The following is a 17417-nucleotide window of genomic DNA, read 5'->3' as shown; positions in this document are numbered from 1 at the left end:
GCCGGTACCCACACCCGTTGCAACGGGTGTGGGTACCGGGGACGGGGTGTGGATGCGGCACCGACCGGCCGCCGGCCCGGTCCGGTGGGGCGGGGCTCAGGCCCGGCGGGCCAGGTCGGCCCAGGCGGCGCGGGCGGGGGCGTCCCAGCGCTCGTGCAGGGTGGTGAACAGCTCCGTGGCACGGGACCCGGCCCAGTGCTCGGGCAGCAGCTCGGCGGGCAGCTCGGGGTCGAGGAACGGGAAGCGACGCCAGGCGTGGACCAGGCGGACCTGGCGGGCGAGGACGCCGCCGCCGCCGACGCCACCGCCACCGCCGGCGTCGGCGCCGGCGGTGGACGCGGTGGTGTGACCGGACGCGGCTGCGCCGGCGCGAGCGGGACCGGATGCGGCGTGGCCGGTTGTGGAGCGGCCGGCTGCAGCGGGCCCGGGCTCGGAGCGGCCGGATGCGCCGGGCCCGAGGTGCGGGCCGAACTCGTCGAGGAACTCGGAGTAGGCCCGCTCCACGACGTCGAGGTCCCAGGCCTGGGCGACGATGTCGTCGGCGCGGCCGATGCCGCCGTAGTGCCCGACGAACGAGTACCCGGACCCGGTGAGGTCGAGTTCGTCGAGCACCGCCGCGACCCGGGCCTCCTTGCCGGGGTCGGGGCTGACCCACACCCCGGGGGCGGGGGAGCCCAGCCCGGCCCAGGCGAGCCGGGTGCGCAGCCGGTGCCGCAGGCGTCGCCGCGACTCCGGGACCGAGGCGAGCAGCACCAGCCACCGACCGTCCCAGCCGGTCGTCGGGCGGCCGAATCCGTAGATGCGGGCGGCGCCGTCGGACAGCAGCTCCGACCCGGCGGGGGTGAGCGACCAGCGGACCCGGCGGCCGTCGCGGTCGGAGGTGAGCAGACCCTCGCCCGCGGTGCGGGCCAGTGCCTGACGGGCCGACTTGGCCTCCACCCCGAGCGCGCCCAGCACGTCGAGCAGGGCCCGGGTCCAGACCGGCTCGCCGGCCGGGAGGACGAACTCGCCCAGCACGGTGAGCAGCAACGATCGGGCGGAGGTCTGCCCGAGCTCGCGCCGGCGCAGGGCCGACCCGTCGGGCCCCTCCGGCTCGTACACGGAGTCGGGCGTGGCCATGGTCGGGCCAGCGTAGAGGGTCGGCACTAGCGTGGCCGTCCGTGACCACCGCAGGCCCCGGGCGTGTCCCGGACCCGACCCTCCCCGGATCCGCGCCCGACACGGCGGCGCTGCTCGCCACCGACCGGGACCACGTCTGGCACCCCTACGCGCCGATGCCGGCCACCCGGGCGCCGATCGTCGTGGAGTCGGCGCAGGGAGTGCGGCTGACGCTGCCCGACGGCCGTGAGCTCGTCGACGGGATGTCGTCGTGGTGGTCGGCGATCCACGGCTACCGCCACCCGCGGCTCGACGCGGCGGTGCGCGACCAGCTCGGCCGGATGAGCCACGTGATGTTCGGCGGCCTGACCCACGGCCCGGCGGTCGACCTGGCCCGGCTGCTCGTGGACGTCGGCCCGGAGGGGCTGGAACACGTGTTCCTCGCCGATTCCGGCTCGGTGTCGGTCGAGGTCGCCATCAAGATGTGCCTGCAGTACTGGCGGTCCCGCGGCCGCCCCGGCAAACACCGGCTGATGACCTGGCGGCGCGGCTACCACGGCGACACCTTCGGCGCGATGAGCGTCTGCGACCCCGACGGCGGCATGCACTCGCTCTGGTCCGACGTGCTCCCGCAGCAGGTGTTCGCCGACGCCCCGCCGGAGGACTTCTCCCACGACTACGTCGCCCACCTCGCCCACCTCGCCGAGCTCGTCGAGACCCACGCCGACGAGCTGGCCGCGGTCGTCGTCGAGCCGGTGGTGCAGGGTGCCGGGGGGATGCGCTTCCACGACCCCCGCTACCTGCACGTGCTGCGCGAGCTGTGCCACGCCCACGAGGTGCTGCTCGTGTTCGACGAGATCGCCACCGGCTTCGGCCGCACCGGTGAGCTGTTCGCCGCCGACCACGCGTCCGTCGCCCCGGACGTCATGTGCGTCGGTAAGGCGCTCACCGGCGGCTACCTGACGATGGCGGCGACCCTGTGCACCACCCGGGTCGCCCGCGGCATCACCGACGGCGAGGCCGGCGTGCTCATGCACGGACCGACGTTCATGGGCAACCCGCTCGCCGCCGCCGTCGCCCACGCCTCGGTGTCGCTGCTGCTCGAACGGGACTGGCGGCGCGAGGTGACCGACATCGCCGCCGGACTGCGCGCCGGGCTGGCCCCCGTCCGGTCGCTGCCGGGGGTGCGGGAGGTCCGGGTCCTGGGCGCGATCGGCGTCGTCGAGCTGGACGAGGAGGTCGACGTCGCGGCCGCGACCGCCGCCGCGGTGCTCACCGGGGTCTGGCTGCGGCCCTTCCGGAACCTCGTCTACGCGATGCCGCCGTTCGTCAGCACCCGCGACGACATCGCGCTGATCACCGCCGGGATGCGGGCCGCAGCGCTTGCGGGGCAGCGGGATCCCCACGGCGACGGGCACCGCGACCAGCGCTGAGCGCCTGATCGGACCACCGATCCGGTGGATCTTTCCGTGTTCCACATCACGTTACACAGAGATGTACGGCGCTGACCGGGCGTTTCGTCGCAGACGTCCGAAACGATGAGAAGCGCTCTCATCAGGATCCGATTCTCTGGTCGGGGTGAAACGGTGTCGGCCGATCGCATTCGTCCGGTCGGCCGCACCCGCTCCGCCGGTCGCGCACCGCACGACCCGCCCCAGCCGACCGCACCGTTGCGGTCCGGCACCCCCCACGGACCGATACGGAGGATCCGGTGCCCGCGCACAGTCACTCCAGCACGACCCACCCCACTGGCAACACCAGCAACACCGAGCACGGCATGCAGGACCACGAGCACGCCCCGGCCGAGTCCGGCCGTGGCGAGCACTCGCCGCCCGGCGGCTCCTGGTTCGGGCGCACGTTCCCGCACGCCCGGGCGGACCTGTCCGCCTCGATCGTCGTGTTCCTCGTGGCGGTGCCCCTCTCGCTGGGCCTCGCCGTCGCCTCCGGCGCCCCGATCCTGGCCGGCCTCATCGCCGCCGTCGTCGGTGCCGTCGTCGCCGGTCTGCTCGGCGGCTCGAAGCTCCAGGTCTCCGGCCCCGCCGCGGGTCTGACCGTGATCGTCGCCGAGCTGGTCAACACCTTCGGCTGGCAGGTCACCACCCTCATCACCGCGGGCGCCGGTGTCCTGCAGATCGTGTTCGGGCTGACCCGGCTGTCCCGGTTCGCCCAGGCCATCCCGCCGGCCGTCGTGCACGGCATGCTCGCGGGCATCGGCGCCACCATCGCCCTCGGCCAGCTGAACGTCGTGCTCGGTGGCCAGGCGCAGACCGGCGGTGTCAACTCGATCACCGCGCTGCCCGGCGCGATCGCGAACCTGTCCTGGCCCGCGCTGCTCCTCGGCGGCATCGTCATCGCGATCATGCTGACCTGGAACCGGCTGCCCGCGAAGCTGACCGTCGTCCCGGCCGCGCTGGTCGCGATCGTCACGGCCACCGTCGTCTCCCTCGCGTTCACCGACGTCGTCCGGGTGCAGCTGGGGGGCTCGCTCCTGGACGCGCTGTCGCTGCCCACGCTGCCGGAGTCGAACTGGGGCGGCGTGCTGTTCGGCATGCTGACGATCGCGCTGATCGCGAGCGTCGAGTCGCTGCTGTCCGCCGTCGCGGTGGAGCGTATGAAGCCCGGCACGAGCACCGACACCGACCGGGAGCTGCTCGGCCAGGGTGCGGCCAACACCGTGTCCGGCATGATCGGCGGCCTGCCCATCACCGGTGTGATCGTCCGGTCCGCCGCGAACGTCAAGGCCGGTGCCGAGACCCGCGCGTCGGCGGTGCTGCACGGTGTCTGGATCGCGCTGTTCGCGATCGTGCTGATCGGCGTCATCGAGCTCATCCCGATGGCCGCACTGGCCGGTCTGCTGGTCATGATGGGTGTCGGGCTGATCAAGCCGTCCGAGATCCGCACCGCACGCCAGCACGGCGAGCTGGCCATCTACGCCGCCACCCTACTCGGCGTCGTGTTCCTGAACCTGCTCGAGGGCGTCCTGATCGGGCTGGTCCTGGCCGGGCTGATGCTGCTCTGGCGTGCCGTCCGGTCCCGCCCGCACCTGGAGCAGGCCGACGACGGCAGCTGCGAGCTCGTCGTCGAGGGCTCGCTGAGCTTCCTGGCCGTGCCGCGGCTGTCCCGCGAGCTGAACGCCGTCCCGCGCGGCTGCGACGTCACCGTCCGGCTGGTCACCGACTACCTCGACCACGCCGCCTACGACCACCTGCTCGCCTGGAAGGCCCGGCACGAGGGCACCGGCGCCACCGTGACCGTGATCGAGCCCGAGCAGGCCCGTCGCGCCACCGCGCCCGGCGCCGGGTTCCTGACCTGGGGCGAGTGGCAGGGCATGCAGACCGAGGGGCACGCGTCGGGGACGCTGATGGCCGGCGTCGCCGCCTACCACGACAACACCTCCGAGGCGATCCGCCCGACCATGACCGGGCTCGCCGACGGGCAGTCCCCGTCCGCGATGATGATCACCTGCGCGGACTCCCGGGTGCTGCCGCACGTCATCACCCACAGCGGCCCGGGTGACGTGTTCACCGTGCAGAACGTCGGCAACCTCGTCGTCGGTCCCGGCACCGCGGCCGCTGTCGAGTTCGCCACCGGCACCCTCGACGTCCCGATCGTCGCGGTCTGCGGCCACTCCGGCTGCGGCGCGATGCAGGGGCTGCTCGCCGGCGGCGCGAGCGGGGACTCCGCGCTCGGCCAGTGGCTGCGCGAGGCACGGCCGGTGCTGCGGGCCTACGAGACCGGCCACCCGGTCGCCGTCGCCGCCGCGGAGGACGGCTTCGGCGAGGCCGACCAGCTGGCGATGGTGAACGTCGCGATGCAGCTGGAGATGCTGCGGGCGCAGGACTCCGGCGCCGAGGTGCTGGGCCTGTTCTACGACATCCGCAGCGCCCGTGTGCTCGTCCTCGACGAGGCGGCGGGCCGGTTCGTCGAGCCCCGCACCGACATCGGGACCGACGGCTCGGACCTCGACCGGATCGCCGCCGGACACGGGCACGGGGCCACCGCCGCCGCCCGCCGGCTGCTGAAGGTCTGAGACCGCGGACCCGGGAACAATCCGCACCCACAACGTCGTTGAGGACCGTATGGCCACCGTGGAACTGACCACCGACAACTTCGACGACGTCGTGGGCGCGCCCGGGACGACCGTGCTCATCGACTTCTGGGCGTCCTGGTGCGGGCCGTGCACCCAGTTCGCCCCCGTGTACGACGCCGCCTCCGAGAAGCACCAGGACGTGACCTTCGGCAAGGTCGACACCGAGGCCCAGCAGGCGCTGGCCGGCGCGTTCGGGATCTCCTCGATCCCGACCGTGATGGCCGTCCGCGACGGTGTGGTGCTCTACTCCGAGCCGGGCGCGCTGCCCGCCGAGGCCCTCGAGGACCTCATCGGCCAGGTGAAGGCGGTCGACATGGACGAGGTCCGTGCCGCCGTCGCCGAGCAGGAGAAGCAGCAGGGCGAGGCGCCGCAGGCCTGACCGGCGACGCCCGACCCCGGAGCCCCGCACACCTACCGGTGGGCGGGGCTCCGCTCTGCCTAGGGTGTGGACGTGACCGGCCACCTCCCGACGACGCCAGGATCCGGCCCGCTGGCCTGGCTCGACCAGCACGCCCGCGCCCGTACCGAGGCCGGTCTGCGCCGCAGGCTGTCCCCGCGACCGGCCGACCCCGCGAGCGGGCCGTGGCTCGACCTCGCCGGCAACGACTACCTCGGGCTGTCCACCGATCCGCGGGTCCTCGCCGGGGCCGCGGCCGCCCTGCGCACCTGGGGCGCGGGCGCCACCGGATCGCGCCTGGTCACCGGCTCGACCGCGCTGCACGCCGAGCTGGAGACCGAGCTCGCCGCGTTCTGCGGGTTCGCCGACGCGCTGGTGTTCTCCTCGGGGTACACCGCCAACCTCGGCGTCGTCACCGCCCTCACCGGGCCCGGCTCCCTGATCGTCTCCGACGCCGCGGCACACGCCTCGCTGGTCGACGCGTGCCGGCTCTCCCGGGCCCGGGTGGTCGTCGTGCCGCACGGCGACATCGACGCGGTCGACGCCGCGCTGGCGGCCCGCACCGAGACCCGCGCACTCGTCGTCACCGACTCCGTCGGGTCCGCCGACGGCGACCTCGCCCCGCTCACGGCGCTGCACCGGGTCTGCCGGGCCCGCGGCGCGGTGCTGCTCGCCGACGAGGCGCACGGCCTCGGCGTGCGCGGTCCCGGCGGGCGCGGGCTGCTCGCCGAGACCGGGCTCGCCGGGGCCGACGACGTCGTCGCCACCGTCAGGCTGTCCAAGGCACTCGGCAGCCAGGGCGGCGCGGTCCTCGGCCCGGCCGCGGTCACCGCCCACCTGGTGGACTCCGCGCGCAGCTTCATCTTCGACACCGGCCTCGCCCCGGCCGCGGCCGGCGCGGCGCTCGCCGCGCTGCGGGTGCTCGCCGCCGAGCCCGGCCGGCCGGCCGAGGTGCTGCACGTCGCCGGGGTGCTGGCCGGGGCCTGCGACGCCCCGGTGCCGGTGTCCGCGGTCGTCCCGGTCGTGCTGGGCGAGCCCGGCCCCGCCGTCGAGGCCGCCGCGGCCTGTCTGCGCCGCGGGCTGCGGGTGGGGTGCTTCCGCCCGCCGTCGGTCCCGCCGGGCACCTCCCGGTTGCGCCTGACCGCCCGCGCCGGACTCACCGACGCCGAGCTGTCGTTCGCGGCCGGGGTGCTCACCGAGGTGCTGGCCGCGTCGCGGACGGAGGTCCCGGCATGACCGGCCGCCACCTGGTCGTCACCGGGACCGGCACCGAGGTCGGCAAGACCGTCGCCACCGCCGCGCTGGCCGCGGTCGCGGTCGCGGCGGGGGAGCGGGTGGCGGTGCTCAAGCCCGCCCAGACCGGGGTCGGACCGGACGAGCCGGGGGACGCCGCCGTCGTCGCGCGGCTGGTGCCGCAGGCGCACACCGCGGAGCTCGCCCGCTATCCCGAGCCGCTCGCACCCGGGACCGCCGCACGGCGGGCCGGGCTCGCCCCGGTCACCCCCGCCGCGGCCGCCGATGCCGCCCGCGAGCTGGCCCGCACCCACGACCTGGTGCTTGTCGAGGGCGCGGGCGGGCTGCTCGTGCACCTCGACGACGACGGCGGCACCGTCGCCGACGTCGCCCGCCTGCTCGACGCGCCGGTGGTCGTCGTCGCCGCGGCCGGGCTCGGCACGCTCAACCACACCGCGCTGACCGTCGAGGCACTGCGGGCGCGTGACCTGGTCTGCGCCGGGGTCGTCGTCGGGTCCTGGCCGGACACGCCCGACCTCGCCGCCCGGTGCAACCTCGACGACCTGCCCGCGACCAGCGGGGTGCCGTTGCTCGGAGCGCTCCCGGCCGGGCTCGGCGGTGCCGCTCCCGAGTGGTTCCGCGACGTTGCGTGCCGCACATTCGGACCGCGCCCGGTCGGCCGCTGGCAGGATGCCTGATCATGACGACCGCCAGGACCGACGTTCTCACCGTCGCGCGCGACCAGGTCCTCGACCAGGGCCGCGGCCTCACCGTCAGCCAGGTGCGCGAGGTGCTCGACCTTCCCGACGACCGTCTCGACGACCTGCTGGAGCTGGCCCACGAGGTGCGGATGCGCTGGTGCGGGCCCGACGTCGAGGTCGAGGGGATCATCTCGCTCAAGACCGGCGGGTGCCCCGAGGACTGCCACTTCTGCTCGCATTCGGGCCTGTTCGCCTCGCCGGTGCGCTCGGCCTGGCTGGACATCCCGATGCTCGTCGAGGCCGCCAAGCAGACCGCGAAGACCGGGGCCACCGAGTTCTGCATCGTCGCGGCCGTCCGCGGGCCCGACAAGCGGCTCATGTCCCAGGTCGCCGCCGGCATCGCGGCGATCCGGGACGAGATCGACATCAACATCGCCTGCTCGCTGGGGATGCTCACGGCCGAGCAGGTCGACGAGCTCGCCGCGATGGGCGTGCACCGCTACAACCACAACCTGGAGACCGCCCGCAGCCACTTCCCCAACGTGGTCACCACCCACACCTGGGAGGAGCGCTGGGACACCCTGCGCATGGTCCGTGCGGCCGGCATGGAGGTGTGCTGCGGCGGGATCGTCGGGATGGGGGAGAGCCTGGACCAGCGCGCCGAGTTCGCCGGGCAGCTCGCCGAGCTGGAGCCCGACGAGGTGCCGCTGAACTTCCTCAACCCGCGCCCGGGCACCCCGTTCGGGGACCTGGAGCCGATGTCCGGACCGGACGCGCTGCGCACCGTCGCCGCGTTCCGCCTGGCGCTGCCGCGCACGATCCTGCGCTTCGCCGGTGGCCGTGAGATCACCCTCGGCGACCTGGGCGCCCGCAAGGGCCTGCTCGGCGGGATCAACGCGGTGATCGTCGGTAACTACCTGACCACGCTGGGACGTCCGGCCGAGTCCGACATCGACCTGCTCGGCGAGCTGGAGATGCCGATCAAGGCCCTCAACGAGACGTTGTGACGGCGCCGGTGCAGGTCTCCACCCGGGAGGAGGGGGCCCGTACTGCGACCAGTGCGGGAACCCCGACGCGACGGCGGGCCACGATCGGTGCGCCGCGCGACGTGAGCTGGAGCCGCCGCGCTTCTGCCCGGACTGCGCCCGGCGGATGGTGGTCCAGGTCGACCCGGTGGGCTGGACCGCCCGGTGCAGCAGGCACGGCGAGCGGTCCAGCCGGTAGCGGTCCCGGTCCCGGTCAGGGCTTGATCAGGACCTTGAGGGCCTCGCGGTCGTTCATGGCGCGGTAGCCGTCGGGGACCTCGTCGAGGCCGACCGTGCGGTCGAAGACCTTGCCCGGCCGGACCGTGCCGTCCAGCACGTCGGGCAGCAGCTCCTCGATGTAGGCCCGCGCCGGGGCGACGCCGCCGTGCACGCCGACGTTGCGCATGAACGAGCCGACGCCCAGCGGGATGTCGGAGTACTGCGAGACGCCGACCCGGCCGACGAGCTTGCCGTCCTTGGTGACCTCGACGGCGGTGCGGACGGCCTCGACGTAGCCGACGCACTCCAGCGCGGCGTCGACGCCGTCGCCGCCGGTGAGCTCACGGACCTTCTCGATCGCCTCGTCGCCGCGCTCGGGGACGACGTCGGTGGCGCCGAACTCGCGGCCCAGGTCGGTCCGGGCGGTGTGCCGGCCGAGCAGGATGATCCGCTCGGCACCGAGCCGCTTCGCCGCGAGCACCGCGCAGAGCCCGACCGCTCCGTCGCCGACGACGGCCACGGTGTCCCCGCGCTGCACCCGCGCCGAGACGGCGGCGTGGTGGCCGGTGGGGAACACGTCGGACAGGGTCAGCATCGAGGCGAGCAGCGCGTCGTCCGGCTCGCCGGGCATCGGGACCAGGGTGCCGTCGGCGAACGGCACACGGACGGCCTCGCCCTGCCCGCCGTCGGTGCCGTCGGAGCCCCAGCCGCCGCCGTGCCGGCAGGAGGTCTGCAGGCCCGCGGCACAGAAGTCACAGGTGTTGTCGGCCCACACGAACGGCGCGACGACGAGCTGGCCCTTCGTGCGGTTCCGGACGCCGGACCCGACCTCCTCGACCACACCGAGGAACTCGTGTCCGATGCGGTGGCCCTCGGTGGAGTCCTCCGCCGAGTTGTACGGCCACAGGTCGCTGCCGCAGATGCAGGAGCGCAGCACTCGCACGATCGCATCGGTGTCGTCACGGATGACCGGGTCCGGTACGTCGGACGAGATCCGGATGTCGTGCTTGCCGTGGATCAGAGTCGCCTTCATACCGATGGGTGCCCACATGCGGAACCGTTCATGCGCGCCCGGTCGCGGTGACGCGCCGCACATGCGGCAGGCTGGCCGGCATGGCGATCAACTGGGGCTCGGTCCTGCGCAAGGCCGCGGACGTGGCGGTGCAGTTCCTCAAGGACTCGCAGAAGGACGCGCAGAAGCCCGGTCGGACGGCACCCCGGGGTGCGCGGCCGGGCGGCGGGGCCCGGCCCGGTCCGCCGCCCACGGCCGGGCGGGTGCGGACCGCGCCGACCGGCGACCGTGCCCGGCAGATCGCCTACGCCCCCGAGCCCGACGGCGCCGCGGACCCCGGCGAGATCGTCTGGACCTGGGTGCCCTACGAGGAGGACGCGAGCCAGGGCAAGGACCGGCCGCTGCTCGTCGTCGGGCGGTCGGGTGGGGACCTGCTCGGGCTGATGCTGTCCAGCCAGGACAAGCGGGCCCACGACCCGGACTGGGTCGGGATCGGCTCCGGCGCCTGGGACCGCGAGGGGCGCGACTCCTACATCCGGCTGGACCGGGTGCTGGAGGTGGAGGAGCACGGGATCCGCCGGGAGGGCGCGGTGCTGGACCGGGCGCGGTTCGACCGGGTCGCCACCGAGCTGCGCTCGCGCTACGGCTGGCGCTGAGAAACCTGCGCTGAGAAACCGGGGTGCGCCGCACCGGCGCGCCCGCTAGTCTCCTGCTCATCATGAGGCACTGACGACACCACCGACCGCGGACGCGGCACACGCCCCTGCGGTCCTCCTCCGTCTCCACCGGAGCCGTCGTCATGTCATCGACCGAGCAGATCCACGCCGTGACCGCCCGCGGGCTGGTCCGTTCCTACGCCACCCGCGCCGGCCGCCCGCCGGTGCTCGACGGCGTCGACCTCGTCGCCGCACCGGGCACCCGGGTCGGCCTGATCGGGGAGAACGGTTCGGGCAAGTCCACGCTGCTGAGGCTGCTCGCCGGCGTCGACACCCCGGACGGCGGGACGCTCACGGTGCCCGCTGACCGGGTGTACCTGCCGCAGGAACCGGACCTGGGCGACGGGGGGACCGTCGGCGACCTGCAGGACGCGGCGCTGCGTCCGCTGCACGACGCCGTCGCCGAGCTGGAGCGCCTGGCCGGCCGGCTGGCCGACGGCACCGGCGCCGTCGCCTACGACCGGGTGCTGGCCTGGGCGATCGCCCACGACGCGTGGGACGCCGACCGGCGCGCCGAGGTCACAGCGGGCACGCTCGGCGTCGCCGACCTGGAGCGGGACCGGCCGGTCGCGACCCTGTCCGGCGGTGAGCGCACCCGGCTCGCGATGGCCGCCGCGCTGGTCCGCCGCCCCGCGGTGCTGCTGCTCGACGAGCCCACCAACCACCTCGACGACGCCGCCCTGGACCTGCTGGAACGTTCGCTCGTGGAGCTGCCCGGCGTCGTCGTCGCGGCGAGCCACGACCGCACCTTCCTCGACCGGGTCTGCACCGAGCTGCTCGACCTCGACGCCGGCGAGCTCGGCACCGACGGGCACGGCGGACGCCGGTTCGGCGGCTCGTTCACCGAGTACCTCGACGCCGCCGCGGCGAGCCGCCGTCGCTGGGAGGAGCGCTTCGCCGCGGAGCAGGAGGAGATCGCCGCGCTGCGCGAGCGGAGCCGGGCCGGGCTCTCGACGATCGCCCCCGGCCGCGGCCCGCGCGACAACGACAAGTTCATCCACGCCTTCAAGGGGGCCGGCGTCGAGCGCACCCGGGCCCGCCGGGTGCACGTCGCTCAGCGCCGGCTGGAGACCGCCGAGCGCGAGGCGGTCCGCAAGCCGCCCCGGCCGCTGGAGTTCACCGGGCGCCTGACCGGCGAGGCCCCGGCCGACGGGCTCGCCGTGAGCATCCGGGACCTGCGGGTCGACGGCCGGCTGCGGCTCGACCTGCTCGACCTGCCGGTGGGGGAGAAGCTGCTGGTCACCGGCCCGAACGGGGCCGGGAAGTCGACCCTGCTGGCGGTCCTGCACTCCGCCCTCGCCCCGAGCGCGGGCACCGTGGACGTCCGGGCGCGCCGGGTCGGGCTGCTGGCCCAGGACCCCGACGTCGGCCCGCCCGACCGCAGCGCCGCGGCCGCCTACGCCGACGCCGTCGGCGTCGAGCGGGCCGAGGCCGTCCCGCTGCGCGAACTGGGGCTGCTGCACCCGCGCGAGCACGGCACCGCGGTCGGGGAGCTCAGCCTGGGCCAGCGACGGCGGCTGGCACTGGCCGTCGCCGTCGCCGACGCCCCGGACCTGCTGCTGCTCGACGAACCGACCAACCACGTCTCGCTGCGGCTGGCCGGGGAACTGGAGGACGCGCTCGGGACCGCGCCGGGGACCGTCGTCGTCACCTCGCACGACCGGTGGCTGCGCCGGCGCTGGGACGGGCCGCACCTCGCGATCGGCGGGTGAACTCAGTTCGGGCTGTGCTCGTCGGTGAACGACCCGAGCGGCGCGGGCACCGCCCGCAGGTTCTCCAGCAGGCCGCGCTCGCGGGCGAGCAGCCGGCGGATCTCCCGCAGCCGCTGCACCGGGCTGGTCTGCTCCAGGAGGAGCTGGCGGTCATCGAGGGGGAGCAGGCAGTCCCCGGCGAGCAGGTGCGCGAGCTCGGCGGTGGGGGTGTCGTCGGCGGGCTCGGACCAGTCGCCGGTCCGCCACGCGGTGTCGCAGTACTCGCGGTGGGCCGCGCGGGCGGACCGCTCCAGCATCGCCACCAGCCGCGGGTCGGCGTCGTCGCCGGTGTCGTCGGGCAGGAACTCGACCTCGCCGCAGAGGTAGGAGTGCGAGGTCGCGTCGAGGTCGAGCAGCCGGAAGCGGCGGGCCCCGCGGGTGACGACGTCGTAGCGGCCGTCGGGCAGCCGGCGGGCGTCGATGAGTACCGCGGTGCAGCCGACGGGGTGCATGCCCGCGGCGCCGGAGCGGTCCGGTGAGTGACCCTCGCGCACCGCGACGACGCCGAACTCGCGGTCGGGGACGGCCCCGGTGAGCAGGTCGACGGTGAGCTGGCGGTAGCGGGGCTCGAAGATGTGGAGGGGAAGCGCCGCACCCGGCATCAGCACCGTTCCCAACGGGAACAGCGGGAGCATGGCGGACACCGGCTCACGGTAGTACGCCGTCGCGGGCCCCGCCGGGTCGCGCAGGTGGGCGGAGCACGGCGAACGCGTCGGTGACCCGCAGGCCGCGGTCGGTGAACCGGAACACCGCGGCCGGGCGCCCACCCGCGCGCCCGGACGGCGCGACCTCGCCGGTGGGCTCCAGCAGGCCGCGACGGGTGAGGACGCGCTGCAGGTTCGTCGCCGACACCTCGTGTCCCAGCGCGGCGACGTAGTGCTCCCGCAGCGCCGAGATCGTGAACTCCGCGGGGGCGAGCGCGAACCCGAGGTTGGTGTAGGAGAGCTTGGCGCGCAGCCGGTCCCGCGCCGCCGCGACGATCCCGGCGTGGTCGAACGCGGTCGCGGGCAGGTCCTCGACCTCGTGCCACGCGGTGTCCTCGGGCAGTGCCGGGTCCGCGTCGGAGGGGACCAGGCCGAGGAACGCGGTGGCGATGCGGCGCCTGCCGGGCGAGCGGGCCGGGTCGGAGAACACCGACAGCTGCTCGACGTGGGCGACCTCGCGGACGTCGACCTTCTCGGCGAGTTGCCGGCGCACGGAGGTCTCGACGTCCTCGACGGGGCCCAGGGTGCCGCCGGGCAGCGCCCAGCGGCCGGCGTCCGGGTCCAGGGCGCGCTGCCAGAGCAGGGCGTTGACCCGCCCCTCCCGGATCCTGAGCACGACGGCGAGGACCTCGTGCAGGACCGGTGGCGGTGTCACGGACCCCAGCCTAGGGCGGATCGACAACCGCACCGGGACGTGACGGTGAGGTGTCCGTCAGGTGAGGTCCCGGTCACGACGGAGGTGCCGGTGACGGACGACCGGTGCTACTATCCGCTCAGTTTCCGCCCGCTAGGCGAAAACCCGATTCGGCCCGGGAGGGCGCAATGACCGGAACGCTGACGGCACCCGGCGACACGGGGATCGACCCCGGCTGGGCCGACGAGGTGCGTGCGCTGGCCCGCGAGCGGGACGCGGTCCTGCTGGCGCACAACTACCAGCTGCCCGAGATCCAGGACGTCGCCGACCACGTGGGGGACTCGCTCGCGCTGTCCCGGATCGCGGCCGAGTCCGACGCGTCGACGATCGTGTTCTGCGGCGTGCACTTCATGGCCGAGACCGCCAAGATCCTCAGCCCGGACAAGACCGTGCTGATCCCCGACGCGCGGGCCGCCTGCTCGCTGGCCGACTCGATCACCGCCGACCAGCTGCGGGAGTGGAAGGCCGAGCACCCGGGTGCGGTCGTCGTCTCCTACGTCAACACCACCGCCGCGGTGAAGGCCGAGACCGACGTCTGCTGCACGTCCTCCAACGCCGTCGAGGTCGTCGACTCGATCCCGCGCGACCGTGAGGTGCTGTTCCTGCCCGACCAGTTCCTCGGTGCGCACGTGCGCCGCACCCTGCAGCGGGAGAACATGCACGTCTGGGCGGGGGAGTGCCACGTGCACGCCGGCATCAACGGCCGCCAGCTCACCGACCGGGCCGCCGCCCACCCCGGCGCGGACCTGTTCGTGCACCCCGAGTGCGGCTGCGCGACCTCGGCGCTCTACCTGGCAGGGACCGGCGTGGTGCCCGCCGAGCAGGTGAAGATCCTGTCCACCGGCGGGATGATCGACGCCGCCCGCGCGACCGGCGCGACGGAGGTGCTCGTCGCGACCGAGGTCGGGATGCTGCACCAGCTGCGCCTGGCCGCCCCGGAGATCGAGTTCCGCGCGGTGAACGAGCACGCGTCCTGCCCCTACATGAAGATGATCACCGCCGAGGCGCTGCTGCGGTCGGTCCGCGAGGGCACCGACGAGGTCCACGTCGACCCCGACCTCGCCGCGCGCGGCCGCGCCGCCGTGCAGCGGATGATCGAGATCGGTCAGCCGGGAGGTGGGGAGTGACGGCGCGGGGAGCCGGCTGGGAGGCCGGCGCCGACCTGGTCGTCGTCGGGTCCGGGGTGGCCGGGCTGACCGCCGCGCTCGACGCGGCCGCGGCCGGGCTGCGCGTCGTGGTGGTCACCAAGGACGGCGTCGGTGAGGGCTCCACGCGCTGGGCACAGGGCGGGGTGGCCGTCGTGCTCGGCGACATCGCCGGGGACACGCCCGACTCCCACGTCGCCGACACCGTCGCCGCGGGCGGCGGGCTGAACGACGTCGCCGCGGTGGAGACGATCGTGCGCGCCGGACCGGACGCGGTGCGCAGGCTCCGCGCGCGCGGCGCCCTGTTCGACCTGAGCGGGGACCGCCCCGCGCGGACCCGGGAGGGCGGCCACTCGGCGTACCGGGTGGTGCACGCCGGGGGCGACGCGACCGGTGCGGAGATCGAGCGCGCGCTGGTCGCGGCGACCCGGTCGGCGCAGCTCACCGTGCTCGACGGGCACGTCGCCGCCGACCTGCTGCGCGACGCCGGCCGGGTCACCGGCCTCACGGTGCTCGACGCCGACGGCCGCGCCGGGGTGCTGTCGGCGCCCGCGGTGCTGCTCGCGACCGGCGGCTACGGGCAGCTCTACGCCTCCACCACCAACCCGGCCACGTCCACCGGCGACGGCGTCGCGCTCGCCCTGCGCGCCGGTGCGGTCGCGGCGGACCTGGAGTTCGTGCAGTTCCACCCGACCGTGCTGTGGACCGGCCCCGGCAGCGGCACCGCCGGGCGTCGCCCGCTGGTGACCGAGGCCGTCCGCGGCGAGGGCGCGGTGCTGCGCGACCGGGCCGGGACCGCGTTCATGGCCGGGGTGCACCCGCGGGCCGACCTCGCCCCGCGCGACGTCGTCGCCGCGGCGATCACCCGCCGGATGGCCGAGACCGGGAGCGAGTGCGCCTGGCTCGACGCCACCGCGCTCGACGGGTTCGCCGCGCGGTTCCCGACCGTCTACGCCTCCTGTCGGGCCGCCGGGATCGACCCGCTGACCGAGCCGATCCCGGTGACCCCGGCCGCGCACTACGCCTGCGGCGGCGTCGTCACCGACACGTCCGGCCGGACCGGTGTCCCGGGCCTCTACGCGGCGGGCGAGGTCGCCAGGACGGGGCTGCACGGGGCGAACCGGCTGGCGTCGAACTCGCTGCTGGAGGGGCTGGTCGTGGGGGAGCGGGTGGTCCGCGCGGTGCTCGCCGACGCGGGCCCGACCGGGGTGCCTGCCCCGGCCGGGACGGTCCCGGCGCTGCCGGTGGCCGACCGCACCGTGGTGCAGCGGGCGATGTCGGGCAGCGCCGGGATCGGCCGCGACGCCGCCGGGCTCGCCGGCGCGTCGGACGCGATCGAGGCCGTCACCACCACCGCGGTCCCGGTCGACCGCACCGGGGTGGAGGACGCGGCGCTGACCCTGATCGCCCAGGCCGTGCTGGTGGCGGCGGGCACCCGCCGGGAGACCCGCGGCTGCCACGTGCGCACGGACTTCCCCGACCGGGACGACACACACCAGCGGTCGTCGCTGCGGATCCGGGTCGACGCGACCGGGCGGCCGGTGGTCGTGGCGGACGGCTCGCTGGTGGGTGCGGCATGACGGCACGCACCGGTACGGCGCGGGGCGGGGCGCGCGTCGCCGCCGGGGTCGGTGGGGTCAGCGACGTCGGCGTCCCGGACCCCGAGGACCTGCTGCGGGTGGTGCGCACCGCGCTGCAAGAGGACCTGCGGTACGGCCCGGACGCGACGACGGCGGCGACCGTGCCCGCCGACGCCGTGGCGACCGCGTCGGTCACCCCGCGGGTCGACGGCGTGCTCGCCGGGCTCCCGGCGGCCCGCGCCGTGCTCGACGAGGTGCTCGGCGCGGGCGGGTACACCGTCCTCGCCGAGGCGGCCGACGGCGACCGGCTCACCGCCGGGACCCCGGCACTGACGGTGCGGGCACCGGTCCGCGGACTGCTCACCGCCGAGCGCACCGCGCTGAACCTGCTCACGCACCTGTCCGGGATCGCGACGGCCACCCGCGCCTGGGTCGACGCCGTCGACGGGACCGGCGCCCGGATCCGGGACACCCGCAAGACGCTGCCCGGCCTGCGGCTGCTGGAGAAGTACGCCGTGCGGTGCGGCGGCGGGGTGAACCACCGGCTCGGGCTGGGCGACGCGGTGCTGATCAAGGACAACCACGTCGCGGCGGCCGGGTCGGTCTCCGCGGCGCTGGCCGCGGCCCGCGCGCTCGCCCCGGACCTGCCGTGCGAGGTGGAGGTCGACTCGCTCGACCAGCTCGACGAGGTGCTGGAGCTCGCCGCCGAGCTGGTGCTGCTGGACAACTTCAGCGTCTCCGAGACGGCCGAGGCGGTCCGGCGGCGCGGGGGCCGGGCCACGCTGCTGGAGTCCTCCGGCGGGCTGGCCCTGGGCAGCGCCCGGGACTACGCGGCCACCGGTGTGGACTTCCTCGCCGTCGGCGGGCTGACCCACTCGGTGACCGCGCTGGACCTCGGGCTCGACCTGGAGTGACCGACGCCGAGTGGCACACCGTGCACCCCGAGACGGGTGCCGGGGGTGCATGGTGTGCCACTCGGCGCCCGGCCGGCCGCACCGCGCCCGCCGAGCGCGGCGGACAACGCGTCGTACTCCGATCCGGGCGCTGTCGCC

The 17417-nt window shown here is 75.2% G+C and carries 15 protein-coding genes; 11 read left to right on the top strand and 4 right to left on the bottom strand.

The genetic code is table 11. The annotated features are described in order from the left end of the window. Positions 1 to 96: 96 nt before the first annotated feature. Positions 97 to 1119, bottom strand: a complete 1023-nt coding sequence (locus KPL59_RS01480) for a PaaX family transcriptional regulator C-terminal domain-containing protein (RefSeq protein ID WP_226359665.1) — start codon at positions 1117 to 1119, stop codon at positions 97 to 99. A 110-nt stretch (positions 1120 to 1229) separates the two neighbouring features. Here KPL59_RS01480 and KPL59_RS01475 point away from each other — a divergent pair, with 110 nt between their 5' ends. From KPL59_RS01475 to bioB, 6 genes are all read left to right on the top strand, one after another. Then, a complete protein-coding gene (locus KPL59_RS01475; protein WP_255676213.1) occupies positions 1230 to 2531 on the top strand; it encodes an adenosylmethionine--8-amino-7-oxononanoate transaminase in 1302 nt (433 codons plus the stop codon). 278 nt (positions 2532 to 2809) lie between these two features. Beyond that, positions 2810 to 5128 carry a bifunctional SulP family inorganic anion transporter/carbonic anhydrase gene (locus KPL59_RS01470; RefSeq protein ID WP_226359663.1) on the top strand — a complete coding sequence of 773 codons (2319 nt, stop codon included), beginning with the start codon at positions 2810 to 2812 and terminating at the stop codon, positions 5126 to 5128. 49 nt (positions 5129 to 5177) lie between these two features. After that, positions 5178 to 5567: a co-chaperone YbbN gene (locus KPL59_RS01465; protein WP_020623876.1), complete on the top strand. Its 390-nt coding sequence runs from the start codon at positions 5178 to 5180 to the stop codon at positions 5565 to 5567. A 72-nt stretch (positions 5568 to 5639) separates the two neighbouring features. After that, positions 5640 to 6821: an 8-amino-7-oxononanoate synthase gene (locus tag KPL59_RS01460; protein ID WP_226359662.1), complete on the top strand. Its 1182-nt coding sequence runs from the start codon at positions 5640 to 5642 to the stop codon at positions 6819 to 6821. After that, positions 6818 to 7516: a dethiobiotin synthase gene (gene bioD, locus KPL59_RS01455; protein ID WP_308187810.1), complete on the top strand. Its 699-nt coding sequence runs from the start codon at positions 6818 to 6820 to the stop codon at positions 7514 to 7516. The genes KPL59_RS01460 and bioD overlap by 4 nt, the downstream gene beginning before the upstream one ends. 2 nt (positions 7517 to 7518) lie before the next feature. Then, positions 7519 to 8526, top strand: coding sequence for a biotin synthase BioB (gene bioB / locus KPL59_RS01450; RefSeq protein WP_226353011.1), 1008 nt, complete (start codon positions 7519 to 7521; stop codon positions 8524 to 8526). A 232-nt stretch (positions 8527 to 8758) separates the two neighbouring features. Here the strand turns inward: bioB and KPL59_RS01445 are convergent, their stop codons facing one another. After that, a complete protein-coding gene (locus KPL59_RS01445) occupies positions 8759 to 9796 on the bottom strand; it encodes a zinc-dependent alcohol dehydrogenase family protein (RefSeq protein ID WP_020623919.1) in 1038 nt (345 codons plus the stop codon). Between the two features lie 80 nt (positions 9797 to 9876). On the opposite strand from KPL59_RS01445, the gene KPL59_RS01440 reads away from it, so the two are divergent. Together KPL59_RS01440 and KPL59_RS01435 are read left to right on the top strand one after the other, a co-directional pair. Continuing rightward, positions 9877 to 10431, top strand: a complete 555-nt coding sequence (locus KPL59_RS01440; RefSeq protein ID WP_226353009.1) for a type II toxin-antitoxin system PemK/MazF family toxin — start codon at positions 9877 to 9879, stop codon at positions 10429 to 10431. A gap of 143 nt (positions 10432 to 10574) precedes the next feature. Then, on the top strand, positions 10575 to 12203 hold the full coding sequence (locus tag KPL59_RS01435) for an ABC-F family ATP-binding cassette domain-containing protein (protein WP_226359661.1): 1629 nt from the start codon (positions 10575 to 10577) through the stop codon (positions 12201 to 12203). Positions 12204 to 12205: 2 nt separating this feature from the next. On the opposite strand, the gene KPL59_RS01430 is transcribed toward KPL59_RS01435, so the two are convergent. Beyond that, entirely contained in the window at positions 12206 to 12877 is a 672-nt protein-coding gene (locus tag KPL59_RS01430) for an LON peptidase substrate-binding domain-containing protein (protein ID WP_060714735.1), read from the bottom strand. A 13-nt stretch (positions 12878 to 12890) separates the two neighbouring features. Continuing rightward, complete coding sequence (locus KPL59_RS01425) at positions 12891 to 13601, bottom strand: NUDIX domain-containing protein (protein ID WP_226359660.1); 711 nt, start codon at positions 13599 to 13601, stop codon at positions 12891 to 12893. Between the two features lie 167 nt (positions 13602 to 13768). On the opposite strand from KPL59_RS01425, the gene nadA reads away from it, so the two are divergent. From nadA to nadC, 3 genes are read left to right on the top strand one after another with little or no spacing between them, the layout of a single operon-like run. Beyond that, the gene (gene nadA / locus KPL59_RS01420; protein ID WP_226359659.1) at positions 13769 to 14767 is read left to right on the top strand and encodes a quinolinate synthase NadA; all 999 of its coding nucleotides are present in this window, start codon (positions 13769 to 13771) and stop codon (positions 14765 to 14767) included. Next, positions 14764 to 16365: an L-aspartate oxidase gene (locus tag KPL59_RS01415; RefSeq protein ID WP_020621722.1), complete on the top strand. Its 1602-nt coding sequence runs from the start codon at positions 14764 to 14766 to the stop codon at positions 16363 to 16365. Before nadA ends, KPL59_RS01415 begins: the two co-directional genes overlap by 4 nt. Further along, a complete protein-coding gene (gene nadC, locus KPL59_RS01410) occupies positions 16362 to 17279 on the top strand; it encodes a carboxylating nicotinate-nucleotide diphosphorylase (protein WP_226359658.1) in 918 nt (305 codons plus the stop codon). The genes KPL59_RS01415 and nadC overlap by 4 nt, the downstream gene beginning before the upstream one ends. Positions 17280 to 17417: the final 138 nt, after the last annotated feature.

Source organism: Pseudonocardia sp. ICBG1142, from assembly GCF_020496255.1.
GTDB lineage: Bacteria > Actinomycetota > Actinomycetes > Mycobacteriales > Pseudonocardiaceae > Pseudonocardia.
The sequence above is the reverse complement of the archived record's forward strand: the minus strand, read 5'-3'. Positions and strand labels throughout refer to the sequence as shown.

Excerpts from the sequence above, each read along its gene's own strand:
- KPL59_RS01480 (WP_226359665.1), bottom strand. The coding sequence starts at position 1,119 with ATGGCCACGCCCGACTCCGTGTACGAGCCGGAGGGGCCCGACGGGTCG.
- KPL59_RS01465 (WP_020623876.1), top strand. The coding sequence starts at position 5,178 with ATGGCCACCGTGGAACTGACCACCGACAACTTCGACGACGTCGTGGGC.
- bioD (WP_308187810.1), top strand. The coding sequence starts at position 6,818 with ATGACCGGCCGCCACCTGGTCGTCACCGGGACCGGCACCGAGGTCGGC.
- bioB (WP_226353011.1), top strand. The coding sequence starts at position 7,519 with ATGACGACCGCCAGGACCGACGTTCTCACCGTCGCGCGCGACCAGGTC.
- KPL59_RS01445 (WP_020623919.1), bottom strand. The coding sequence starts at position 9,796 with ATGAAGGCGACTCTGATCCACGGCAAGCACGACATCCGGATCTCGTCC.
- KPL59_RS01440 (WP_226353009.1), top strand. The coding sequence starts at position 9,877 with ATGGCGATCAACTGGGGCTCGGTCCTGCGCAAGGCCGCGGACGTGGCG.
- KPL59_RS01435 (WP_226359661.1), top strand. The coding sequence starts at position 10,575 with ATGTCATCGACCGAGCAGATCCACGCCGTGACCGCCCGCGGGCTGGTC.
- KPL59_RS01430 (WP_060714735.1), bottom strand. The coding sequence starts at position 12,877 with ATGCTCCCGCTGTTCCCGTTGGGAACGGTGCTGATGCCGGGTGCGGCG.
- nadA (WP_226359659.1), top strand. The coding sequence starts at position 13,769 with ATGACCGGAACGCTGACGGCACCCGGCGACACGGGGATCGACCCCGGC.
- nadC (WP_226359658.1), top strand. The coding sequence starts at position 16,362 with ATGACGGCACGCACCGGTACGGCGCGGGGCGGGGCGCGCGTCGCCGCC.